The 23,693-nt window shown below is 69.2% G+C and carries 20 protein-coding genes; 9 read left to right on the top strand and 11 right to left on the bottom strand.

What is annotated here, in order from left to right:
- Window position 1: 1 nt before the first annotated feature.
- The 7 genes from AC1PME_RS18345 to AC1PME_RS18315 all read left to right on the top strand — a co-directional run bounded on the left by AC1PME_RS18345 (window position 2) and on the right by AC1PME_RS18315 (window position 6,767).
- The gene (locus AC1PME_RS18345; protein ID WP_254459260.1) at window positions 2–529 is read left to right on the top strand and encodes a F0F1 ATP synthase subunit delta; all 528 of its coding nucleotides are present in this window, start codon (window positions 2–4) and stop codon (window positions 527–529) included.
- Between the two features lie 147 nt (window positions 530–676).
- Window positions 677–2,224 (top strand): F0F1 ATP synthase subunit alpha, encoded by a 1,548-nt coding sequence (atpA, locus tag AC1PME_RS18340; protein WP_254459259.1) that lies wholly within the window; start codon window positions 677–679, stop codon window positions 2,222–2,224.
- 117 nt (window positions 2,225–2,341) lie between these two features.
- Window positions 2,342–3,205, top strand: coding sequence for a F0F1 ATP synthase subunit gamma (gene atpG, locus AC1PME_RS18335; RefSeq protein WP_254459258.1), 864 nt, complete (start codon window positions 2,342–2,344; stop codon window positions 3,203–3,205).
- Window positions 3,206–3,324: 119 nt separating this feature from the next.
- A complete protein-coding gene (atpD, locus tag AC1PME_RS18330; RefSeq protein ID WP_307552592.1) occupies window positions 3,325–4,731 on the top strand; it encodes a F0F1 ATP synthase subunit beta in 1,407 nt (468 codons plus the stop codon).
- A gap of 169 nt (window positions 4,732–4,900) precedes the next feature.
- A complete protein-coding gene (locus AC1PME_RS18325; RefSeq protein WP_019796279.1) occupies window positions 4,901–5,323 on the top strand; it encodes a F0F1 ATP synthase subunit epsilon in 423 nt (140 codons plus the stop codon).
- A 34-nt stretch (window positions 5,324–5,357) separates the two neighbouring features.
- Complete coding sequence (locus AC1PME_RS18320; RefSeq protein WP_481096634.1) at window positions 5,358–5,726, top strand: hypothetical protein; 369 nt, start codon at window positions 5,358–5,360, stop codon at window positions 5,724–5,726.
- 462 nt (window positions 5,727–6,188) lie between these two features.
- Window positions 6,189–6,767 carry a chorismate mutase gene (locus AC1PME_RS18315; RefSeq protein WP_481096633.1) on the top strand — a complete coding sequence of 193 codons (579 nt, stop codon included), beginning with the start codon at window positions 6,189–6,191 and terminating at the stop codon, window positions 6,765–6,767.
- A 954-nt stretch (window positions 6,768–7,721) separates the two neighbouring features.
- Here AC1PME_RS18315 and AC1PME_RS18310 read toward each other — a convergent pair.
- Window positions 7,722–8,105, bottom strand: a complete 384-nt coding sequence (locus AC1PME_RS18310) for a GtrA family protein (RefSeq protein ID WP_026144629.1) — start codon at window positions 8,103–8,105, stop codon at window positions 7,722–7,724.
- Window positions 8,106–8,245: 140 nt separating this feature from the next.
- Between AC1PME_RS18310 and glmU the strand changes: the two genes are divergently transcribed.
- Together glmU and AC1PME_RS18300 are read left to right on the top strand one after the other, a co-directional pair.
- On the top strand, window positions 8,246–9,613 hold the full coding sequence (gene glmU, locus AC1PME_RS18305; RefSeq protein WP_481096632.1) for a bifunctional UDP-N-acetylglucosamine diphosphorylase/glucosamine-1-phosphate N-acetyltransferase GlmU: 1,368 nt from the start codon (window positions 8,246–8,248) through the stop codon (window positions 9,611–9,613).
- A gap of 2 nt (window positions 9,614–9,615) precedes the next feature.
- Window positions 9,616–10,137 carry a GNAT family N-acetyltransferase gene (locus AC1PME_RS18300; RefSeq protein WP_481096631.1) on the top strand — a complete coding sequence of 174 codons (522 nt, stop codon included), beginning with the start codon at window positions 9,616–9,618 and terminating at the stop codon, window positions 10,135–10,137.
- A gap of 455 nt (window positions 10,138–10,592) precedes the next feature.
- Here AC1PME_RS18300 and AC1PME_RS18295 read toward each other — a convergent pair whose 3' ends face one another.
- From AC1PME_RS18295 to AC1PME_RS18250, 10 genes are all read right to left on the bottom strand, one after another.
- Window positions 10,593–11,948 (bottom strand): sensor histidine kinase, encoded by a 1,356-nt coding sequence (locus AC1PME_RS18295; RefSeq protein ID WP_481096630.1) that lies wholly within the window; start codon window positions 11,946–11,948, stop codon window positions 10,593–10,595.
- The gene (locus tag AC1PME_RS18290) at window positions 11,945–13,282 is read right to left on the bottom strand and encodes a sigma-54-dependent transcriptional regulator (protein WP_481096629.1); all 1,338 of its coding nucleotides are present in this window, start codon (window positions 13,280–13,282) and stop codon (window positions 11,945–11,947) included. Before AC1PME_RS18290 ends, AC1PME_RS18295 begins: the two co-directional genes overlap by 4 nt.
- Window positions 13,283–13,384: 102 nt before the next feature.
- Window positions 13,385–14,605 carry an ABC transporter permease gene (locus AC1PME_RS18285; RefSeq protein WP_307552577.1) on the bottom strand — a complete coding sequence of 407 codons (1,221 nt, stop codon included), beginning with the start codon at window positions 14,603–14,605 and terminating at the stop codon, window positions 13,385–13,387.
- A gap of 38 nt (window positions 14,606–14,643) precedes the next feature.
- Window positions 14,644–15,945: an ABC transporter permease gene (locus AC1PME_RS18280; protein ID WP_481096628.1), complete on the bottom strand. Its 1,302-nt coding sequence runs from the start codon at window positions 15,943–15,945 to the stop codon at window positions 14,644–14,646.
- A gap of 49 nt (window positions 15,946–15,994) precedes the next feature.
- Window positions 15,995–17,221 (bottom strand): ABC transporter permease, encoded by a 1,227-nt coding sequence (locus AC1PME_RS18275; protein ID WP_254459249.1) that lies wholly within the window; start codon window positions 17,219–17,221, stop codon window positions 15,995–15,997.
- Between the two features lie 46 nt (window positions 17,222–17,267).
- Window positions 17,268–18,563: an ABC transporter permease gene (locus AC1PME_RS18270; RefSeq protein WP_481096627.1), complete on the bottom strand. Its 1,296-nt coding sequence runs from the start codon at window positions 18,561–18,563 to the stop codon at window positions 17,268–17,270.
- 13 nt (window positions 18,564–18,576) lie between these two features.
- A complete protein-coding gene (locus tag AC1PME_RS18265; RefSeq protein ID WP_481096626.1) occupies window positions 18,577–19,818 on the bottom strand; it encodes an ABC transporter permease in 1,242 nt (413 codons plus the stop codon).
- A complete protein-coding gene (locus tag AC1PME_RS18260; RefSeq protein WP_481096625.1) occupies window positions 19,815–21,125 on the bottom strand; it encodes an ABC transporter permease in 1,311 nt (436 codons plus the stop codon). The genes AC1PME_RS18265 and AC1PME_RS18260 overlap by 4 nt, the downstream gene beginning before the upstream one ends.
- 12 nt (window positions 21,126–21,137) lie before the next feature.
- A complete protein-coding gene (locus AC1PME_RS18255; RefSeq protein WP_254459245.1) occupies window positions 21,138–22,352 on the bottom strand; it encodes an ABC transporter permease in 1,215 nt (404 codons plus the stop codon).
- 15 nt (window positions 22,353–22,367) lie between these two features.
- Window positions 22,368–23,690 (bottom strand): ABC transporter permease, encoded by a 1,323-nt coding sequence (locus AC1PME_RS18250; protein ID WP_481096624.1) that lies wholly within the window; start codon window positions 23,688–23,690, stop codon window positions 22,368–22,370.
- Window positions 23,691–23,693 lie beyond the last annotated feature (3 nt).

The raw sequence follows: 23,693 nt of genomic DNA, 5'->3' as shown, positions 1-23,693 counted from the left end.
GATGAGCCAGGCCCTCACACTGGCGCGTCCCTACGCTCGCGCCGCGTTCGCCGCGGCCAGCGACGCCGGCAAGCTCGCGCCCTGGTCGCAGGCGCTGGCGTTTTCCGCCCAGGTCGCCGCCGACCCGCGCGTGGCCGCGTTGTTGCACAACCCGCTGTTGCAGCGCGAGCAGGCGGTGGCGCTGTTGGCGCCGGAAGCGGCCGACGAGCAGTACCAGCGCTTCCTGAGCCTGCTGGCCGAAGGCCAGCGGCTGCCGCTGCTGCCGGAGATCGCCGGGCTGTACGACCAGCTGCGGGCCGAGGCCGAGCGCGTGGTGCAGGCCAACGTGACCTCCGCGACGGCACTGAGCGATGCCGAGGTGGCCTCGCTGAAGGTGGCGCTGAAGCAGCGTTTCGGCCGCGAGGTCGAGATCACCACGGCGGTGGACGCTTCGCTGATCGGCGGCGCGGTGATCGACGCCGGCGACGTGGTCATCGACGGTTCGTTGAAAGGCAAGCTGTCGCGTCTGCAGTCCGCACTGGCCCACTAAGAAACGGGAATGGCGAATAGAGAGGAGAGAACCCGGCCCGGCGGCGACGCCACCCGCGATTCCCGATTCCCCATTCCCGATTCTCAAAGAAGCTAACCACACGTCGCCATCCGCCGTTGCGCGATGGACGATCCGAAGGAAACCAAGATGGCAACCACGCTCAACCCCTCCGAAATCAGCGAACTGATCAAGAACCGCATCGAGCAGGTCAAGCTGGCCGCGGAGTCGCGCAACGAAGGTACGGTCACCAGCGTGTCCGACGGCATCGTGCGCATCTTCGGCCTGGCCGACGTGATGCAGGGCGAAATGATCGAACTGCCCAACGACACCTACGCCCTGGCGCTGAACCTGGAGCGCGACTCGGTCGGCGCCGTGGTGCTCGGCGACTACGAGAACCTGCGCGAAGGCGACGTGGCCAAGACCACCGGCCGCATCCTGGAAGTGCCGGTCGGCAAGGAACTGCTGGGCCGCGTGGTCAACGCGCTGGGCGAGCCGATCGACGGCAAGGGCCCGCTGGGCACCAGCGCGACCGCGCCGGTGGAGCGCGTGGCGCCGGGCGTGATCTGGCGCAAGTCGGTCGACCAGCCGGTGCAGACCGGCTACAAGTCGGTCGACGCGATGATCCCGATCGGCCGCGGCCAGCGCGAGCTGGTCATCGGCGACCGCCAGACCGGCAAGACCGCGCTGGCCATCGACGCGGTGATCAACCAGAAGAACACCGGCATCAAGTGCGTGTACGTGGCGATCGGGCAGAAGGCCTCGACCGTCGCCAACATCGTGCGCAAGCTGGAAGAGAACGGCGCGCTGGCGCACACCATCGTGGTCGCCGCGACCGCCTCCGAGTCGGCGGCGATGCAGTACATCAGCGCCTACGCCGGCTGCACCATGGGCGAGTACTTCATGGACCGCGGCGAAGACGCGCTGATCGTCTACGACGACCTGTCCAAGCAGGCCGTGGCCTACCGCCAGATCTCCCTGCTGCTGAAGCGCCCGCCGGGCCGCGAAGCCTACCCGGGCGACGTGTTCTACCTGCACAGCCGCCTGCTGGAGCGCGCCGCGCGCGTGTCCGAGGAGTACGTGGAGCAGTTCACCAAGGGCGAGGTCAAGGGCAAGACCGGTTCGCTGACCGCGCTGCCGATCATCGAGACCCAGGCCGGCGACGTCTCCGCGTTCGTGCCGACCAACGTCATCTCGATCACCGACGGCCAGATCTTCCTGGAAACCGACCTGTTCAACGCCGGCATCCGCCCGGCGGTGAACGCCGGCATCTCGGTCTCGCGCGTCGGCGGCGCGGCGCAGACCAAGATCATCAAGAAGCTCTCCGGCGGCATCCGCATCTCGCTGGCGCAGTACCGCGAGCTGGCGGCGTTCGCGCAGTTCGCCTCGGACCTGGACGAAGCCACCCGCAAGCAGCTCGAGCGCGGCCAGCGCGTCACCGAGCTGATGAAGCAGAAGCAGTACATGCCGATGTCCATCGCCAACCAGGCGCTGTCGATCTACGCGGTCAACGAGGGCTACCTCGACGACGTGCCGGTCAACAAGCTGCTGGCGTTCGAAGAGGGCCTGCACGCCCACTTCGCCAACACCCAGGGCGAGCTGATCGCCAAGGTCAACGACACCGGCGACTGGAACGGCGACATCGAGGCCGCGTTCAAGAAGGGCATCGGCGAGTTCAAGACCACGGGCAGCTGGTAATCCAGCTGCAGGGAATCGGGAATCGAGAATAGGGAATCGTAAGAGCGGGATTCTGGCTTCGACCATTCCCGATTCCCCTTTCCCCATTCCCACGAAGCGAGCAAAGCGAGCGAGAGCATGGCAGGCGGACGCGAAATCAAATCCAAGATCAAGAGCGTGCAGAACACCCGCAAGGTGACGCGCGCGCTCGAGATGGTCTCGGCCTCCAAGATCCGCAAGGCGCAGGATCGGATGAAGACCTCGCGTCCTTACGCGCAGGCGATGAAGCAGGTGATCGGGCATCTGGCGCAGGCCAGCACCGACTACACCCATCCGTTCCTGGTCCAGCGCGAGTCGGTCAAGCGCGTCGGCTACATCGTGATCTCCTCCGATCGCGGCCTGGCCGGCGGCCTGAACAACAACCTGTTCCGCAAGATGCTGGGCGAAGTGCGCCAGTGGCAGGACCAGGGTGCGGGCGTGGACGTGGTCACCGTCGGCCAGAAGGCCTCGGTGTTCTTCCGCCGGCTCAAGGTGGACATGGTCGGCAGCGTCAGCCACCTGGGCGACCAGCCGCGCGTGGAGCAGCTGATCGGCGTGATCAAGGTGATGCTGGACGCGTTCACCGAAGGCAAGCTGGACCGCGTGTACCTGGTCTACAACCGCTTCATCAACACGATGACGCAGAAGGCCAGCTTCGACCAGCTGCTGCCGCTGCCGGCGGCCGAGAGCCAGGTCGCGCACCACGACTGGGACTACCTGTACGAACCCGATGCCGCGAGCGTGCTCGAGCACGTGATGACGCGCTACATCGAGTCGCTGGTGTACCAGGCGGTGCTGGAGAACGTGGCGTCCGAGCACGCGGCGCGCATGGTCGCGATGAAGGCGGCCAGCGACAACGCCAGCAAGCTGATCAGCACCTTGCAATTGGTCTACAACAAGGCGCGTCAGGCTGCGATCACCCAGGAAATTTCCGAAATCGTCGGCGGCGCAGCCGCTGTGTAGCCGGGAATAGGGAATGGAGAAACGGGAATGGTCGCAGCATCGCTCGATCTTCCCATTCCCGATTCCCCGTTCCCCATTCCCGACACCAGTTTCGAATAGACATTAGTGGAGTTATCCAAATGAGTCAGGGCAAGATCGTTCAGATCATCGGCGCGGTCGTCGACGTCGAATTCGCGCGTGCCGATGTGCCGAAGATTTACGACGCACTGAAGGTCGACGGCACCGCCATCACGCTGGAAGTGCAGCAGCAGCTGGGCGACGGCATCGTGCGCACCATCGCCCTCGGTTCCACCGACGGCCTCAAGCGCAACCTGGTCGCCACCAACACCGGCCGCGCGATCTCGGTGCCGGTCGGTGCCGGCACGCTGGGCCGCATCATGGACGTGCTGGGCCGTCCGATCGACGAAGCCGGCGACGTGCAGGCCAGCGACCATTGGGAAATCCACCGTGCGGCGCCGACCTACGAAGATCAGTCCTCGGCCACCGAGCTGCTGGAAACCGGCATCAAGGTCATCGACCTGATGTGCCCGTTCGCCAAGGGCGGCAAGGTCGGCCTGTTCGGCGGCGCCGGCGTCGGCAAGACCGTCAACATGATGGAGCTGATCAACAACATCGCCAAGGCGCACTCGGGTCTGTCCGTGTTCGCCGGCGTGGGCGAGCGTACCCGCGAGGGCAACGACTTCTACCACGAGATGAAGGACTCCAACGTCCTGGACAAGGTGGCGATGGTGTACGGCCAGATGAACGAGCCGCCGGGCAACCGCCTGCGCGTCGCGCTGACCGGCCTGACCATGGCCGAGTACTTCCGCGACGAGAAGGACGCCTCGGGCAAGGGCAAGGACGTGCTGCTGTTCGTCGACAACATCTACCGCTACACCCTGGCCGGTACCGAAGTGTCGGCGCTGCTGGGCCGCATGCCGTCGGCGGTGGGCTACCAGCCGACCCTGGCCGAGGAAATGGGCGTGCTGCAGGAGCGCATCACCTCGACCAAGTCCGGCTCGATCACCTCGATCCAGGCCGTGTACGTGCCCGCGGACGACCTCACCGACCCGTCGCCGGCGACCACCTTCGCCCACCTCGACGCCACCGTCGTGCTGTCGCGTAACATCGCCTCGCTGGGCATCTACCCGGCGGTGGATCCGCTCGACTCGACCAGCCGCCAGCTGGACCCGAACGTGATCGGCCACGAGCACTACGACACCGCCCGCCGCGTGCAGTCCACCTTGCAGAAGTACAAGGAACTGAAGGACATCATCGCGATCCTGGGCATGGACGAACTGTCCGAAGAGGACAAGCAGGCCGTGTCGCGCGCGCGCAAGATCGAGCGCTTCTTCAGCCAGCCGTTCCACGTGGCCGAAGTGTTCACCGGTTCGCCGGGCAAGTACGTGTCGCTGAAGGACACCATCCGCGGCTTCAAGGCCATCGTCGACGGCGAATACGACCACCTGCCGGAGCAGGCCTTCTACATGGTCGGCGGCATCGAGGAAGCGGTCGAGAAGGCCAAGAAGATGGCCGAGAAGGCCTGATCTGGACGCCGGCCGCATGCGGCCGGCATCCGGGAATGGGGAATCGGGAATAGAGAATCGTCAAGGCGGGAGACACGGCATCCGAGGCATCGCACAGTGGTCAGAGGCAATCCGCTTCTCCCATTCCCGATTCCCGATTCCCGATTCCCGCCTCACCCAGTGAGGCACCATGAGCACCATCCGTTGCGACATCGTCAGCGCCGAGCATGAGATCTACCACGGCGACGCCACCCTGGTGGTCGCGACCGGCGAGCTGGGCGAGTTGGGCATCGCGCCCAAGCACGCGCCGTTGATCACCCGGCTCAAGCCCGGCAAGGTGGTGGTGACCACCCCCAGCGGCGAGCAGCTGGATTTCGCCATTTCCGGCGGCATCCTCGAGGTGCAGCCGCAGGTGGTGACGATCCTGGCCGACACCGCGATCCGCGCGCAGGACATCGACGAGGCGTCGGTGCGCAAGGCCAAGGAAGAAGCCGAGCGCCTGCTCGCCAACCGCGGCGAAGGCATGGACGTGGCCGAGGCGCAGGCCAAGCTGGCCGAAGTCACCGCGCAGTTGCAGGCGCTGGAGCGCCTGCGCAAGAACCTGAAGCACTGAACCGGCGCGCGCGCCGCCAGACCGGGGGACAGCCGTGGGCAAAGCGATCGCCTATCTCATCGTCGTCCTGGTCGGCGTGCTCCTGCTGCGCAGCACCGGGCTGTTCGATGGCATGGGCAGCCGCGGCAATCTGCAGGAACGCGACGCGTTCTGGCAGAAGACCGCCAGCGCAGAAGCCCCCGCAGGAACCGCGAAGGCCGCGGTGGAAGCGCTCGCCGCGCGCCATGGGGTAGTGCTCGACTGCTTCAGTTCCTCGCTCACGCCGCCGGTGACCGAGTGCCGCGGCGACGATCCGACCGCCAAGGGCGGCACGGCCGGTCATCCGGTGACGCTGCGGTTGAACTTCACGTTCCACGGCGATGCCTTGGCCGCGTTCGAGACGAGCCGGCGGGTCATTCAGTAGGGTCAGGCCCATCCGCTTTGCCCCGGCCGGCACCGATGGCGTGCAGCCGGTGTGGCGCAGGTCAAGCAGGCAGTGGCGCGTGCGCAGGATCGATTGTTCGACAAACGAGGTGGACGCATCGGCGTTTGCGGGCGTCGTCGCGTTCCTTGCAGTTGCTCAGCCATGGCGACCGTGCCGTGCTGACCGCTTTCGCCCAGGAGTTCGACGGCTCGCCTTCGTCCTGCGACCCGTCGGCCAAGCGCGGCGCGGACACGCTGCGCTTGTGCGCATTGTTTGACCCTCGTCGCGCGGCCGTCGTGCATTGCGACGCAGCGCACGGCGCAGGCTTGCTGGTCGCTGACTCGATGGCGTCGCCATGCGACAAGACGGATCCGCGGTCATCGAGCGGTCCCTCGACTGCGGCAAGATGGCCGCCCGATCTGCGGCCATCCCCCATCCGCAGACGGCTACCGGAGAACCGAGATGAGCCTGTCCGCTTCCATTCCTCGCCCCTGTGCGCATGCCCTGACCGCCGTCCTGGCCGGCGCGATGCTGATGGGATGCGCGCTGCCCGCGCGCAGCGCCACCCCGTTGGAGCCGCTGCTGGATCGCATCGTCGAGCGCAATGCGATCGGCGACCAGGTCGCACTGAGCAAGTGGGATAGCGGCAAGCCGGTGCTGGATGCCACGCGCGAGGCCGCGGTGCTGGCCAGCGTGCGCGCGCAGGCGCCGGCCCACGGCGTGGATCCGGACGATGCGGCGCGCTTCTTCGGCATGCAGATCGAATCCAACAAGCTGGTGCAGTACGAGCTGCTGTCGCGCTGGCACTTGCGCGGCCGTGCGCCCAACAGCCCGCGCCCGGACCTGGCCGCGCTGCGTGCGCGCCTGGATCAGCTGCAGGGCGAGATGCTGGATGCCCTGCAGGCCAGCGCCGCGGTGCGCCAGGCGCCCGACTGCCCGGCCACGACCGCGCGCGCGGCCGAGGCTTATGCGCTGCGCTGGCAGTTGGACCAGCTGCACCGTACTGCGCTGGTGCGCAGCCTGGGCGACTTCTGCCACTGACGTGGCAGCAGCGGGAGCGGAGGGGCGGATGGTGCGATGCCAGCGCCCGAAGGGCGATGGAGCCGAGCTGGCGCTCTGCAGGCCCGATCCGCGCTAGCAGTTTAGGCTTCGCTCGTCGCGACTGAAGTCGCTCCCACGGGGAGACTCCCTGCATCCGGTGGGTTCCTTGTGGGAGGGGCTTCAGCGCCGACCGCGGTCGTCGCCGATCGCCGTTTGGACTTCGCTCGTCGCGACTGAAGTCGCTCCCACAGGGAGACTCCCCGCATCCGGTGGGTTCCTTGTGGGAGGGGCTTCAGCCCCGACGGCGGTCGTCGCCGACCACCATTCGGTCCTCGTTCGTCGCGACTGAAGTCGCTCCTACAGGAAGGCTCCCTGCAGCCGGTGGGTTTCTTGTGGGAGGGGCTTCAGCCCCGACGGCGGTCGTCGCCGATCACCATTCGGTCCTCGTTCGTCGCGACTGAAGTCGCTCCTACAGGAAGGCTCCCTGCAGCCGGTGTGCTCCTTGTGGGAGCCGCTTCAGCGCCGACGGCGGTCGTCGCCGACCGCCGTTCGGTCTTCGCTTGTCGCGACCGAAGTCCTTCCCACAGCGAAGTTTCCCGTATCCGATGGGTCGCTTGTAGGTGGGGGGTGAGCCCGGTCGCTGTCGAAACCGATTGCTGCCCGGACTTCGCTCTTCGCGGCGGAAGCTGCCCCTGATGGCAATGGCACGCGCAGCCGTAGGAGCGGCTTCAGCCGCGACGCGGCGTTACCGATAACGCGTCGCGGCTGAAGCCGCTCCTACGGTGCAACCCATTCATCGCGGAAACCGGTGGTGAGAGCGATCCGAAATCGCTCCCATGGGCAGCCTGGTGCATCTGCTTGGCCTTCCGTGGGAGAGGGCGTCAATCCCCACTGCCGTCGCCGCGAACCGCATGCAGGCAGTACCGCGTGTCCGCCAAACCGTGCTCGCCAGCGCTAGCGGTAGACCAACTGCCGGCCCAGGAAGAACGACACCACCGCCAGCATGCCCTCGACCAGTGGCTTGGCCAGCCAGGCCAGGCGCAGGCCCAGCGCGTGCGCGCACAGCGCCACCAGCCAGGTGCTGAGCGCGGTAAGCACGAGCCACATCGCCATGAAGCGGCCGAAGCGCCGCCAGCCCAGGCGCGCGGCGTCGTCGCTGGCGAAGGTGATGCGGCCGTTGAGCCAGAAGCCGAGCAGGGCGCCGCAGACGCGGCCCAGCACGTTGCCCGGCACCGTCGGCATGCCGGCCGCGGTGGCGGCGACGAACACGCTCCAGTCGACCAGCAATTGCAGCAGGCCGATCAGCAGGAATTGGCTGCCCTGGCGCAGGAGACCCATGAACATCCGCAGGAGAAGACGATCGCGCATGCTAGCGCCTGCCGCGCCGATGTACAGCCCGCCGCGCGTGCGGCGGTCGTGACGGCAGGCGCGGCCGGCACGCTCTAGAATTCGTCGTCCCCCCGCACCGGAACCGCCCCATGAGCCTGCCCCTGCACGTCGTGATCCTCGCCGCCGGCGCAGGCAAGCGGATGAAGTCGGACAAGCCGAAGGTGCTGCAGCCGATCGCCGGCCGGCCGATGCTGGCGCATGTGATCGAGACCGCGCGCCACCTGCAGCCGGATGCGATCCACATCGTCCATGGCCACGGCGGCGACGCGGTGCTGGCGGCCTTCGCCGACCAGCCGGACCTGCGGTGGGCCGAGCAGGCGCAACAGTTGGGCACCGGCCACGCGGTGCAGCAGGCGATGGCGGCCGTACCCGACGCGGCCACGGTGCTGGTGCTGTACGGCGATGTGCCGCTGATCCGCGCCGAGACCCTGACCCGCCTGCTGCACGCGCCCGGCCGCGTCGCGGTGCTGGTCGCCGAACCGGAGGATCCCAGCGGCTATGGCCGCATCGTGCGCGACGCCGCCGGCAAGGTCGCGGCGATCGTCGAGCAGAAGGACGCCGACGACGAGCAGCGGCACATCCGCACCATCAACACCGGCATCGTCACCGCCGAGTCCACCGCGCTGAAGCGCTGGCTGGCGCAGTTGCGCAACGACAACGCGCAGGGCGAGTACTACCTGACCGATATCTTCGCCGCCGCCGCCGCCGAGTTCACCCCGGCGGAGATGGTGCTGGTGGCCGACCCGATCGAGGCTGAGGGCGCCAACGATCCGTGGCAGCTGGCGCAACTGGAACGCGCCTGGCAGGCGCGGGCCGCGCGTGCGCTGTGCGAACAGGGCGTGCAGCTGATCGACCCCAACCGCCTGGACCAGCGCGGCCGCGTGCGCGCCGGCCGCGATGTGCGCATCGACGCCAACGTGATCCTGGAAGGCGAGGTGGAACTGGGCGACGGCGTCAGCATCGGCCCGTTCGTGCGTTTGAAGGACGTGGTGCTGGGGCCGGGCACCGAAGTGCGCGCGCATTGCGACCTGGAAGGCGTGGTGGCCGAGGGCGCGGTGCAGATCGGCCCGTTCGCGCGGCTGCGCCCGGGCACGGTGCTCGCCGACGGCGTGCACATCGGCAACTTCGTCGAGACCAAGAAGGCGGTGCTCGGCGTCGACAGCAAGGCCAATCACCTGACGTACCTGGGCGATGCGACCATCGGCAGCGGCGTCAACGTCGGCGCCGGCGTCATCACCTGCAACTACGACGGGGTCAACAAGTCGCAGACGGTGATCGGCGACGGCGTGTTCGTCGGCTCCAACAGCGCACTGGTGGCGCCGCTGGAGATCGGCGACGGCGCCACCATCGGTGCCGGTTCGGTGATCACCCGCAGTGCGCCGGCCGGCAAGCTGAGCGTGGCACGGGTGCGCCAGGAAACGGTCGAAGGCTGGAAGCGTCCGGGCAAGCGCGACTGAGCATGGCCGGGCGCATCCGCCTGGCGCGCGCGCAGGAGTTGGCGCGGTTGCCGCGGATCGAGCGGCGCGCCGGCGCCCTGTTGCAGGGCCATGCGGCGCAGGCCGTGTTCGCGGCGCATACGCTGGATGCGCAGGCGCTGCGCGCGGGGCTCGCACGCGGGCAACTGTGGGTGGCGCTGGAGGAGAATGGCGACTGCGCCGGCTATCTGCTCGGCGGCTGCCTGGACGAGGGCTTCCACGTGCAGCAGATGGATGTCGACCCACGCTACGGTCGTCGCGGCCATGGTCGTGCGCTGCTGCGGCATGCGCGCGTGGCCGCGCTGGCCGCCGGCTTCCCGTGCATGCTGCTCACGACCTTGCGCGACGTGCCGTGGAATGCCCCGTTCTACGTCAGCGAAGGCTTCGCCGAACTGCCACCCGCGCAATGGGGGCCGCAGCTGCGCGCGACGCTGCAGCAGGAAGCCGCGATGGGCTTCCCGATGCATCTGCGGGTGGCGATGCGCTGTCCGCTGCGGGACGACTGAGCGCGGGGGGCGCTGGGCGATCTCGTGGTCGTCCGCTTGCAGGGGGCTGGTCAGCAGCGCAGCCATGCCGCTGCGACACGACGATAGGGAGCACACGATGCAAGGGGCGTCGGGGTGTCGGCCCGGGTGTTGCGCATCTTTCCGGCGTCGACATCCGGACACCGCGAGTAACGACGGGACGCGTCCTGTAGGAGCGGCTTCGGCCGCGACGGGTTTACCGGGAACGCCCGTCGCGGCCGAAGCCGCTCCTACGGGACAGCGTCATGTGTGGCAAAAGCAGGTGATTCGAGGTGCCCTTCAGCCGCGCCGAACGCGTCCTTGGTGCACGCCGCCGCACCGCGGAGCGTTCGCTGGAACAAAGTTCAGTGCGGCGGTCGCTGCGTTCCCTACCCTTGATTACGCGCTTCCGGTCCCGGGTCCCCAATCCCCAATCCCCAATCCCGGCTCCCAAAAAATCAGCCCCGCTCCCCCTGCGGCAACTGCACCGTCACGCACAATCCGCCTTCTTCGCGATTGTGCAGCGACAGGCGGCCGCCGTGGGCCTCGACGATCTCGCGGGTCAGGGCAAGGCCCAGGCCGGTGCCGTTGCGCTTGGTCGAATAGAACGGCATCAGGGCGTTGTGCAGTACCGCCTCGTTCATGCCGCTGCCGCGGTCCAGCACTTCCAGGCGCAGCCAGTCCGGGCGGGTGGACACGCGCACGCGCACGCCGTCTGCCGGCGTCTGTCCTTCCGGCAGCGATTCGTGCGCGTTCTTGACCAGGTTGAGCAGGGCCTGCTGCAGTTGCGCCGGATCGACCCGGCTGTGCAGGTCCGGCGCCTCCAGTTCCAGCGCGAATGGGATGTGCTGCTGCAGCCCGGCCAGGAACTGCGCCCAGTGCACGGTCTGCAGCTGCGGCTGCGGCAGCTTGGCGAAGCGCGCATAGCCGCGGATGAAGCCTTCCAGGTGCCGCGCGCGCTCTTCGATGGTGCCGAACACTTCTTCCAGCCGTTCCACCTTCTGCCGCCGCACCAGTTCGGCACCGGAATGCGCCAGCGAGGCGATCGGCGCCAGCGAGTTGTTGAGCTCGTGGCTGATGACCCGGATCACCTTCTTCCAGGTGTGCACTTCCTGGCGCCGCAGTTCGGCGGTGAGCAGGCGGATCAGCAGCAGTTCGTGCGGGCGGCCGTTGAGATGGAAGCGGCGCTGCGACAGGTGGTAGATCTGCTCTTCGTCTGGATCCTCGTCGCCGCCCTCGATGGCGAACAGGCTGTCGCCGCCGCGCGAGATCGCCTCGCGCAGCGGCGCCGGCACGCCCAGCAGCAAGTCGTCCAGGCGCTGGCCCTCCAGCTTCCAGCCGCTGTGCAGCAGCTTGCGCGCGGCCAGGTTGGAGAACACCACGCGGCGCAGGCCATCGCCGCCCTTGGAAGTGAGCAGCATCGCCACCGGGGTGTTCTGCACCATGGTGTCGAGCATCAGTTCGCGTTGCGCCAGGCCCTGGCGCTGCTCGCGCAGGATCTCGCCCAACTGCGCGTGCGCGGCGACCATCTCGCCGAGTTCGTCGTCGCCGCGCCAGTGCACGCCGAAGTTGTACTCGCCGTCGCGGTAGCTGCTGACGGTGCCGGCCAGGGCGCGGAACAGCGAGCGCATCGGCGCGGTGGCGCGGCGCAGGGTCCACCACATCAGCAGCAGCAGGGCCAGCGCCGAGGCGGTCACCACTTCCCAGCCGCGGTCCATCCAGTAGGCCAGCAGCCACGGCAAGGCCGCGGCCAGCGCCAGCACCGGCAGCAGGCGCAGGAACAGCATGACGGTGAAGGAGCGGCGCAGTTTCATTCGCGCGGGATGCCGTAGCGGTCCATGCGCCGGTACAGCGCCTGCCGGCTCATGCCCAGTTCGGCGGCGGCCTGGGCGATGACGCCGTGCGCACGGCCCAGTTCCGCCACGATGCGCTCGCGATCGGGTTCGGCGGCGGCCGCCAGGCGCGGCGCTGCCGGCTTCGGCAGGTTGAGGTCGGCCGCCTCGATCTGCGTGCCGCCGGCGAGCAGTTCGGCGCGTTGCACCACGTTGCGCAGCTCGCGCACGTTGCCGGGCCAGGCGTGGCGCTGCAGCGCCTGGCAGGCGCCGGCCGACAGCGGCTTGTCGCCGGACAGGAAGTGCTCGGCCAGCGGCACGATGTCGCCGGGGCGCTCGGCCAGCGCCGGCAGCGACAGCTCCACCGCGTTGAGCCGGTAGTACAGGTCCTCGCGGAACGTGCCCTCGCGGATCATCGCGGTCAGGTCGGCATTGGTGGCGCTGATCACCCGCACCTTGACCTGCCGCTCGCGGTTGGAGCCGAGCCGCTCGAAGCGGCCGGTCTCCAGCACGCGCAGCAGCTTCATCTGCCCGGCCAGCGACAGGTTGCCGATCTCGTCCAGGAACAGGGTGCCGCCGTCGGCGGCCTCGAACTTGCCCTCGCGCACCTTGTTGGCGCCGGTGTAGGCGCCGGCCTCGGCGCCGAACAGTTCGGCCTCGATCAGGTCGGCGGGGATCGCGCCGCAGTTCAGCGCCACGAACGGGCCGCGCCGTACCGAGGCGTTGGCCTGGATGATCTGCGCGATCTTCTCCTTGCCGCTGCCGTTGGGGCCGGTGATCAGCACCGGCAGCTCCGAACGTGCGACCTGGCAGGCCAGGGCGATGGCGCGCTCGCTGGCGGGGTCGGCGAACACCGCGCCGCACAGGTCGTAGCGCTGCGCCAGCTGCTGGCGATGGCGGCGCTCGCCGTCGCGGCGGCGCTCCAGTTCGCGCCGCGTCTCGGACAGTTCCAGCAGGTTGTTGACCGTGGTCAGCAGCTTGCGGTCGTCCCAGGGCTTGGCCAGGTAGTCGGCGGCGCCGGCCTTGACCAGTTCCACCGCGCTGCTGAGCTGGGTCCAGGCGGTCAGCAGGATCACCGGCAGGTCCGGATGGCGCGTGCGGATCGCCTCGAACAGGGCCACGCCTTCCTCGCCGGAGGTGGTGTCGGCGCTGAAGTTCATGTCCTGCAGGACCAGGTCGATGTCGCCCTCGCCCAGGCGCTGCAGGCCCGCCTCGGGGCTGTCGGCATAGACGGTGTCGATGTCGTGCAGCGAGAACAGCACTTCCAGGGCGGTGGCGACCGCGGGGTTGTCGTCGATGATCAGCAGGCAGGGCATCGTGCACCTCGGGCGCGGGCGGGCGCGCCGGCGCAGAAAAGCGGAACAGCCCGCATCATCGCAGCCCGCGCCCGGCTTGTCGTGCCTGCGCGCATCGGCGCCTCACACACTGCGCGTGGCCACCGCCGGCGGCACCGCGGCGGCGCGGCGCGCGGGCGGCAGCACCGCGCACTGGCCGAGCAGCCACAGCGCCAGCGCGCCCACCGGCAGGTATCCCAGCGGCAACCGCGGCAACTCGTAGGCGCTCATCAGGTACAGGTTGGCGGCATAGGCCAGCAGCATGCCGAGGCCGATACCGGAACTGGCGAGCAGGAAATTCTCCAGTTGGAAATGCCGCAGGATCTGTGCGCGGGTGGCGCCGAGCGCGCGGCGGATGCCGATCTGCTTGGTGCGCTGCTGCACCCAGAAACTGGTCAGGCCGACGATGCCCAGCGCGGTAACCAGCAGCAGCGCGACGCAGACCCCGACCAGCAGCCAGGCCATCGCCTGGTCGTTGCGGTAATAGGCCGCGCGCGCCTGCTGCAAGGTCTTGGTGCGGTTCACCATCCGCCGTGGACCGTGTTGCGACAGCGTCGCCTTGGCTTGCCGCAACACGGCCTCGCGCTGCGCCGGATCGCGCACGCGCAGCAGGTAGGTGCCGCGATCGTAGGGAACGTTCACCGGGAACAGCATCGTGTCCTCGTAGTTGCCGGTGCTCCCGCCTTCGCGGGGTTGCACCAGGCGCTGCACCACGCCGACGACGCGGTGTTCGCCGTAGACGTAGATGGTGCGGCCCACGGCGTTCTGACCGGGGAACAGGCGTTGCGCCAGCGACTGGCTGAGGATGACCGAGGGCGGGATGCGTTTGGCCACCGGATCGCGCAGTTGCGCGTCGTCGATGAACTCGTCGTCCGCGAAGCGGCGCCCTGCGACCAGATGCAAGCCCAGGGTGTCGAGCAGCCGCGCGTCGCCGAAGTACTGCACCGCATGCAGGGTGCTGCGTTCCTGATCCGGGCGCAGCGACACGCCGCTGTAGCCGAGCGAATCGCCGAACAGCGCCTGGTTGATGATGCTGGCCTCGCGCACACCCGGGATGCGTCGCAGCGCGTCCAGGTCGGCCCGGGTCTGCGCGGCACCGTTGCCGTCGCTGACCACGCTGCGGCTACGCAGCTGCACCAACTCCTGCTCGGCGGCGCCGCTGGGCCGCCGCATGCGCTCGAGCCGCTGATCGATCAGGAACAGCGCGTTGCAGACGACGGCGCAACTGAAGGCGATCTCCAGCACGATCAGGGCGGCGGCGACCCGGTGTTTGCGCAGGCTGGAGAGGATGGGATGCAGGGACACGGCGGGAATTCCTGGTGGAGAAGGGCGCGCGTGGCGCGTCATTGCGACTTGAGCTGCAGGGCGGTAGACACGCGCATCGCCTGCCACGCCGGCAGCGCGCCGGCGAGCAGGCTGCTGCCCAGGCTCAGCGCCAGGGCGAGCAGCAACATGCGGCCGTCCAGGTGCGCCAGCGCGGCGTAGTCGGCCGGCTGCTGCCGCACCAGCCAGGTGCCGATCCAGGCCAGCAGCAGGCCGCCGGCGCCGCCGGCCAGGCCGATCGCCGCCGCTTCGATCAGGTGCTGGGCGAAGATCGTCCGCCGCGAGGCGCCGAGCGCGCGGCGCACGCCGATTTCGCCGCTGTGGCGCAGGAACTTGGCCAGCATCAGCCCGGCGGTGTTGAGCAGGCAGATGCCCAGGAACGCCAGCGCCAGCCCCACCTGCAGGCGCACATCGGAGGGGACGGCGTGGTTGCGGTCCAGCCAGGTCATCACGTCGCTGAGGCGGATGTCCGGCGGGTGGCGGAAGCCGCCGGCGTCGCGCAGCTGGCGCACATAGGCTTGCAACGCATCCAGATAGGCGATGCGCTTGGCGGGGGTGTCCAGTTCCACCCAGTACTGGATCCAGGCGCAGGGGGCGTTCTCGCTGGTCCTGTTGCCGGCATGGTCGCCCCAGCAGGACATCGAGCCGCTGACGTCCAGGTCCAGGTCGCGCGCGGTGGAGAACGGCACGAACACCTCTTCGCTGTCGCCATATTCGGTGTTGGTCAGGTCGTAGAAGCGCGGGTTCATGTCCCAGGCGTCGATCACCCCGACCACCCGCAGCACTGCATCGCCCAGCTGGAGTTGGCGGCCGACACTGTCCACGTCGCCGAACAGCTGGGCATTGAGTCGCCGGGAAATCACCGCGACACGCGCGCGCCGGGCATCGTCGTCCGCGGTCCAGGCGTGGCCATAGCGCATCGGCACGGCGAACATCGGGAAGAAGTCGGCGCTGGTGTAGCGTGCCTCGGCGCCGAACGGCGACTGGTTCGCCTGCGCCGGCACCACGGTCACGCTGCCGCCGGACATCATCGCCTGGCGGTCGCCGCGCTTGTCGCGCAGCAGCGTCTCGGCGTCGCGCCGGGTCAGCTGCTGCGGATCGGTGTCGTTCGGATCGTAGTGGTCGTCCGGTGCGATGTTGAACTCCACGTTGAACAACTGCGCGCTCTTGCCGGGAATCGGATCGGCCGCCAGCACGTGGAACACGGTCAGCGTGGTCATCGATGCGCCGATGCCCACCGCGATCGCCAGCACCATCAGCGCGGTGAGCAGGCGGTTGCGGCCGAAGCTGTGCAGCGCCAGTTTGCAGTAGTAGCCGAACATCGTGCTTCCTGAAGAAAAAGGGCCGTTCGGAGCCGGCCAAGGGGGTGGGTCAGGTGCTGCGGGTGGCCACGGCCGGCGGCACATCGGCGGCGCGGCGGGCCGGCGCGAACACCGCCAGCTGGCCGAGCAGCCACAGCGCCACCGCGCCGATCGGCAGGTAGGCCAGCGGCAGCCGCGGCAGTTCGTACTTGCCCATCAGCCACTGGTTGATGGCGTAGGCCAGCAGCATGCCGAGCACGATGCCGGTACTGGCCAGCAGGAAGTTCTCGGTCTGGAAGTAGCGCAGGATCTGCCCGCGGGTGGCGCCGAGCGCGCGGCGGATGCCGATCTGCTTGGTGCGTTGCTGCACCCAGAAGCTGGCCAGGCCGACGATGCCCAGCGCGGTGACCACCAGCAGCGCCACGCAGACCGCGCCGAGCAGCCACACCATCGCGCGGTCGCCCTGGAAGTAGGCGTCGCGGATCTCGCTGTAGGTCTGTTGCTTGAGCACCAGCCGGCTGCTGTCGACCTTCATCAGCGCCGCGGTGGCCGCGTTCAGCACCTCCTGGCGCCGCGCCGGATCGGTGACCCGCAGCACGTACATCCCGTCGGTGTAGGTCAGGCGGAACGGCATCAGCATCGCATAGTCGATCTCGCCCAGGCCGCTGACCGCATTGGGCCGCGCCAGGGTCTCGACGATGCCGACCACGCGGGCGCCCACCGGCCCGGTGTACACGGTCTTGCCCAGCGCGTTCTGCCCCGGGAACATCTTTTCCGCGGTGGCGCGGTTGAGGATGATGGCGGTGCCTTTCTCCTGTACCCGCTTGTCGGTCTCGGCGGCTTCCAGATCCATGTACTCGTCGGGAGCGAAATCGCGTCCGGCCACCAGCTTCAGGCCCAGGGTCTTCAGCGTGCCCTCTTCGGCCATGTACTGCGCCGCGTTGAGCGTGGGCCGCTCCTGGTCCGGGGTCAGCGACAGGCTGGTGTTCCAGGAGGAGTGCACGAACGGCACCTGGTTGAGCAACGTGGCGCTGCGCACGCCGGGCACCGCGCGCAGCGCGGCCAGGTCCTCGCGGGTGCGCGCGGCGGCGTTGACCTGCTGGCCGATGCCGCCCAGCGAGATCGTCACCAGCTCCGACTCGGCGATGCCGCTGGGCCGGTGCAGGGTCTCGATGCGGTTGCCGATCAGGAACAGCGCGTTGCACACGATCGCGCAGGCCAGGGCGATCTCCAGCACGATCAGCGCGGCGGCGGTCTTGTGCCGGCGCAAGGTGGACAGGATGGGGCGGATATCCATGGCGGTGACCTTGTGAGAGGGCGTGGGAGGCGCAGGGCGCGCAGGATCAGGATTTGAGCTGCAGGGCGGGTGCCACCTGGATGGCGCGCCACGACGGCAACAGGCCGGCGAGCAGGCTGGCGCCGACCGCCATGGCGAAGGTCAGCGCCAGCATGCTCGGGTCCAGGTGCGCCAGCTTGGCGTAGCTGGCCGGCTGCTGGCGGACCGCCCACAGGCCGAGCATGGCCAGGCCGAGCCCGGCCACGCCGCCGGCCAGGCCGATCGCGCCGGCTTCCACCAGGCATTGCGCGAAGATCGCCGCGCGCGAGGCGCCCAGTGCGCGGCGCACGCCGATCTCGCCGCTGCGGCGCAGGAACTTGGCCAGCAGCAGGCCGACGGTATTGAGCAGGCATACCAGCAGGAAGCCCATCGCCAGCCACAGCTGCAGGCGCACGTCGCCGGGCACCACTTCCTTGTAGTCCAGCCACTGCATGACGTTGCGCAGGCGCACGTTGTTGGGGCGCTGGAAGCGACCGGCGGCGCGCTGCTGGGCCGAATAGTTCTCCAGGTAGGCCTTGTAGTCGGCGGCCTGCGCGGGGCTCTCCAGTTCCACCCAGTACTGCACCCAGGCGCAGGGCGCGTTGAGTGCGGTCTGCTCGCCGTTGCTGTCGCCGAAGCAGTTCATGCTGCCGTTGCGGTCCATCTTCAGGTCCATCGCCACCGAGAACGGCAGATAGGCCTGCTCGTCCGACCCGTAGGTGTTGGTCACGTCGTAGAAGCGTGGTTTGGGCTCCCAGGTATCGAGCACGCCGACGATGCGGAAGGTGTTCTGGTCCATGCGCAGCTCGCGGCCGACGCTGTCGGCGCCGTCGAACAGCTTCTCGTTGAGCTTCTTGCTGATGACGACCACGCGGTCGTGGCGCTCGTCTTCGGTGCCGGTCCAGCCGTGGCCGTACAGGAACGGGGTGTCGAACATCGGGAAGAAGTCCGCCGAGGTGAAGCGCACTTCCGACTTGAACGGCTTCAAGCCGCTCTTGTTCGGCTCGATCGCCACGCTGCCGCCGCTCATCAGCGCCTGGCGCTTGGCGCGCTTCTCGCGCAGCAGGGCCTCGGCATCGAAGCGGGTGTTCTGCGAATCCGGCTCCTCGCCCGGCTGGAAGCCGGCCTTGGGCTGGGCGTCCACCTGTACGTAGAACAGGCGGTCGCTCTTCTGCGGGATCGGGTCGCCGGAGAGGACGTGGAACACGGTCAGTGTGGTCATGCTGGCGCCGATTCCTAAAGCGATGGCCAGCACCATCAGCGCGGTGAGGACGGTGTTGCGGCGGAAGCTATGCAAGGCGAGGCGGAGGTAGTAGCCGAACATGGGAGCTCCGGGGTCAGGCGCTGCGGGTGGCGGTGGCGGGCGGGACGGCGGCGGCGCGCAGGGCGGGGCCAAGCACGGCGAACTGGCCGAGCAGCCAGACCGCGAGCACGCCGGTGAGGACGGTGGGCGAGGACAGCCGCTCCAGTTCGAAGCGCTGCATCAGCCACTGGTTCATGACGTAGGCGAGCAGGGCGCCGAGCACGACGCCGCCGCCGACGATCAGGAAGTTCTCGAGCTGGAAGTACTGCACGATGTCGCCGCGGGTGGCGCCGAGCGCGCGGCGGATGCCGATCTGCCGGGCGCGTTGCTGCACCCAGAAGCTGGCCAGCCCGCCGATGCCCAGCGCGGTGACGGTAAGCAGGATCAGGATGATCGCCAGCAGCATCCGCGCCACCGCACTGTCGCTCTTGAAGTAATCCGCACGCACTTCCTGCAGGGTGGCGACCTGCTGCTGCACGTAGGTGGGATTGGCGCGCTGCATCGCCGCCGCGGCGCGCGGCAGCACCTGCGCCAGTTGCCCGGGCTTGCTGCGGATCAGGTAGATGCCACCCCAGCCTTCGCTGCGGGCGGCGACTTCGGTCAGCAGCGCGTCGGCGTCGTCGTCGTGGCCGGTGATGCTGCCCCGGACCGGCGCCATCACCCCGACGATGTCCAGGCGCACCAGCTGGTTCCACAGGGTGGTGTACACCTGTCGCCCCAGCGGCGAGACGCCGGGGAACAGCTTGGCCGCCAGCGATGGCGTGATCAGCGCCGGCAGTCGTCGCTGCGCGTCGCCGCCATCGCCGAACACCGTGGCGGCGGAGGGAAGTTCGGCATCGCGCAGGTCGCGGCCGGCGACGATACGGATGCCCAGGGTCCGGTTCAGGCCCTGGCTGCCGTTGAACAGCGTCGCCCGTGCGGCCGGCTGCGTGGCCTGCGGTTGCAGGAACAGTTGCGCCCGGTTGGGGCCGCCCAGCGGCGGCGGACCGAACGCCGCCGCCTCCACGCCGGGCACCGCCTGCAGGAGGTCCAGGCTGCGGCCGACACTGCTGACGCTGCCTTGCTCGCCGATCACGCCGATGCTCTGGATCAGGCCGATGTCCTGTTCCATCACCCCGGTCGGGGTGTGCACGCGCTGGTAGGTGCGGGCGATGATGAACACCAGGTTGCACAGCACCGCCAGGGTCAGGGCGATCTGCAGGGCCATCAGCACCACCGCGGCGCGATGGCTGCCCAGCGCCGACAGAATGGGACGCACGGGAGGCAGCGCGGTCATAGCGATTTCACCTGCAGGGCGGGGGCGATGCGCGAGGCGCGCCAGGCCGGCCACAGGCCGGCGGCCAGCGTCGAGAGCGTGGCCACGGCCAGGGCGACGCCCAGGATCGCGGGGTCGGCATGGGCCTGCTGCGCGTAGGCCACCGGTTGCTGGCGCACCAGCCACAGGCCGATCCAGGTCAGCGGGATGCCGAGCAGGCCGCCCAGGCCGCCGATCAGCGCCGATTCGGCCAGGCATTGCGCGAACACCGCGCGGCGGCTGGCGCCGAGCGCGCGGCGCACGCCGATCTCGCCGGCCTTGCGCATGAACTTGGCGACCAGCAGGCCGACCGCATTGAGCAGGCACACCAGCAGCACGCCGAAGGCGATCCAGGTCTGCATGCGCACCGTGGCCGGCACCACCCGCTTGTAGTCCAGCCAGTCGACCAGGCTGCGCAGGCGGGTGTTCGGGGCGCGTTCGAAGCGGCCGAGCTGGCCTTGCTGTGCGCTGTAGGCGTCCAGCGCCGCGCGGTAGCGCCGCACCTGTTCCGGCGTGTCCAACCGCACCCAGTACTGCACCCAGGTGCATTGCGCGGCCTTGGGGTCGTGCAGGCCGGCCTCGCCGTCCTTGCCCCAGCACTGCATCGGTCCGTAGCCGTAGTCCTGCGGCAGGTCCAGCCAGGTCTCGAACGGCATGTACAGCGCTTCCGGCGGCGCGTAGGCGCCGGAGTTGAGGTCGTAGAAGCGCGGCTGCGCATCCCAGGCGTCGATCACCCCGATCACCCGGAACGGGCGGGTGGCGATGGTCAGGGTCTTGCCGACGCTGTCGGCACCGCCGAACAGCGCGTCGTTGAGCTGGCGGCTCAGCACCACCACCAGTGCGCGCTGCGTATCGTCGCGATGGCTCCAGCCGCTGCCGTAGAGGAAGCGCATGCCGAACATGCCGAACAGATCGGCCGTGGCGGCGCGGGTGGTGAGCATGCGCAAGGGGCTGTTGGGCACGGTCTGGCGCACCGGCAGCCAGTTCCCGCTGGTCATGGTCTGCGCCGGCGCCGCCTGCGCCCGGTACAGCGCGGTCGCATCCTGCCAGGTCAACTCGTCCGGCGGCTCGGGGTCGGCACTGGGCAGGTTGCGCGGACGCGGATCCAGCTGCGGGTGGAACAGCGTGGCGCTGTGCCCGGGCAAGGGATCGCCGGAGAGTGTGTGCAGCACCGTCAGCATGGTCATCGACGCGCCGATGCCCAGCGCCACGGCCAGCACCATCAGCGCGGTGAGGATGCGGTTGCGGCCGAAGCTGCGCAGCGCGAGGCGTAGGTAGTAAGCGAGCATGCGGACTCCGGGTCAGGCGCTGCGGGTGGCGATGGCGGGAGCGACCGCGGCGGCGCGCAGGGCCGGGCCGAGCACGGCGAGCTGGCCGAGCGCGCAGAGCAGCAGCGCGCCCACCGGCAGGTAGCTGGCCGGCAACCGCTCCAGTTCGAACACGTGCATCAGCAGCACGTTGCCGCCGTAGGCCAACACCATGCCCAGCGCCACGCCGGCGCCGACGATGAGCAGGTTCTCGGTCTGGAAGTAGCGCAGGATGTCGCGGCGGGTGGCGCCGAGCGCACGGCGGATGCCGATCTGCTTGGTGCGCTGCTGCACCCAGAAGCTGGCCAGGCCGACGATGCCCAGCGCGGTGACCAGCAGCATCGCAACGATGACGGCGACCATCAGCCCGGTCATCGCCCGGTCGCTCTGGAAGTACGTCTGGCGCAGGTCGCTCAGCGGCTCGCTGTAGGCGTTGTCCATCACCGCTTCGGGGACCGCCCGCGCCACCGCCGCGCGCGCCGCGGCGACGATCCGCGGCAGTTCGCGCGGATCGGCGCGCAGCACGTAGACCCCGGATTGCGCCGTCTCGCGCACCGGCACCACCACCGACCAGTCGCTGCCGATCACCCCATCCTCGCTGCGGCCGGGATCGGGGCGTGCCAGGTGGGCGAGCGTGCCGATCACGCGGAAATGGCCGCCGGCCCAGAACTCCTGGCCCAGCGGGTCCTGGCCCGGCCACAGGTGTTCGGCCAGCGCCCGCGTGATCCACACGCTGGTGGCGGTGGGAATGCCGTTTTCGATGGTCTGGTAGTCGGCGTCGCCGAACGCGCGGCCGCTGTCCGGCGTCAGCGCCAGCGCGGCCACCGCACCCGGATCGACCATGTAGAAATGCGGTACGCCGCCGACCTGCCGGCAATCCCGATCCAGGCACAGGCCGCTGTTGTAGACCGGCGGCGCGAAAGGAAGCGTGTTGACGGTTCCGGCGGCGCGCACGCCGGGAATCCGGCGGATGGCATCGAGCGCGCGGGCATTGAGATCGGTGGCGTTGCAGTCGTCGCAACTGGCCAGGCTCACCAGCCCCAGCGCCGATTCGTCGATGCCGCTGCGCAGATGCACCAGGTCCAGCCGGTTGCCGATCAGGAAGAAGGCGTTGCACAGCACGGCGCAGGCCAGCGCCACTTCCAGCGCGATCAGCGTCGCGGCGATGCGGTGGCGCGACAGCGCGCTGAGGATGGGGGCGATCTGCATCGTCGTGGTGTCCGGTTACAGGCTCTTCAACTGCAGGGCTGGCGCGATGCGGCTGGCGCGCAGGGCGGGGAACAGGCCGGCCGCGAGGCTGCAGGCGATCGCCAGCGTGAAGGTGCCGGCGAAGGTGGTCAGGTCCAGATGCGCCAGATCGGCGTAGGCGGTCGGCTGCTGGCGCACGCTCCACAAGCCCAGCAGGGTCAGCAGCCAGCCGCCGATGCCGCCGACCAGCCCGATCACCGCCGCCTCGGCCAGGCACTGCGCGAAGATCGCGCGGCGCGACGCGCCCAGCGCGCGGCGCACGCCGATCTCGCCGCCGCGGCGCAGGAACTTGGCCAGCAGCAGGCCGACGCTGTTGAACAGGCACAGGCCCAGGAACGCCAGCGCCAGCCAGCTCTGCAGGCGCACGTCGCCCGGCACCACGCGGTTGTGGTCCAGCCATTGCGGCAGCGACAGCAGGCGCGCGGTGTCGGCGCGGCCGATGCGTCCGGCGGCGTGCTGCTGCGCGGCGTAGTCGGCCAGCAGCCGGCGGTAGTCGGCGACCTTGGCCGGCGTGTCCAACTGCACCCACAACTGCAGCCACACGCAGGGGGCGCTGCGCAGGTCCAGGGTGGCCTCGGGCTTGCCGAAGCAGGTCCACGGCTGGATGTGGCCGTCGTTGACCTCCAGGCTGCTGGACAGCGGCATGAACACGTCCTGCGGCCGTCCGTAGAAACTGGCGGTGTCGCCATGGGCGAAGCTGCCGCCGGCCAGCGTGTAGAACAGCGGCGACGGCCGCCACGGCGCCAGCACGCCGACGACGCGCACCGCGGTGCCGCGCACCAGCAGCGTGCGGCCGACACTGTTGCGGCCGCCGAACAGCTTGGCGTTGAGATCGGACGAGATCACCGCCACCCGTGCCCGGTCCTGGTCGTCGCGTGCGCGCCAGCCGCTGCCGTAGGCGAACGGCACCTGGAACATCGGGAAGAAGTCGGCCTGGGTCATCAGCAACTGGGTCATGAAGGGCGCGGCGGCGCTGTCCGGCGCGTGCACCTTGATCTGGCTCTCGGCGACCATGGCCTGGCGATCGGCGCGCCCGCTGTTCCACAGGTCCATGGCCGAGGGGTAGTCGAGCTTGTCGTACGGCTTCTGGTTGGCGCGGCTGCCCGGGCGCGGATCGAGCTGCGCGAAGAAGATCTGCTGGCTGCGCCCGGGCAACGGATCGCCGGACAGCAGCCGCATCACCGTCAGCGTGGTCATCGCCGCGCCGATGCCCACCGCGATGGACAACACCATCAGCGCGGTGAGCACCGGGCTGCGGCGCAGGCTGCGTACTGCCAGTTGGATGTAGTAACGGAACATGGG

It is taken from the genome of Xanthomonas sp. NCPPB 901, assembly GCF_056725085.1.
This window is presented reverse-complemented; position numbering and strand designations above follow the sequence as displayed.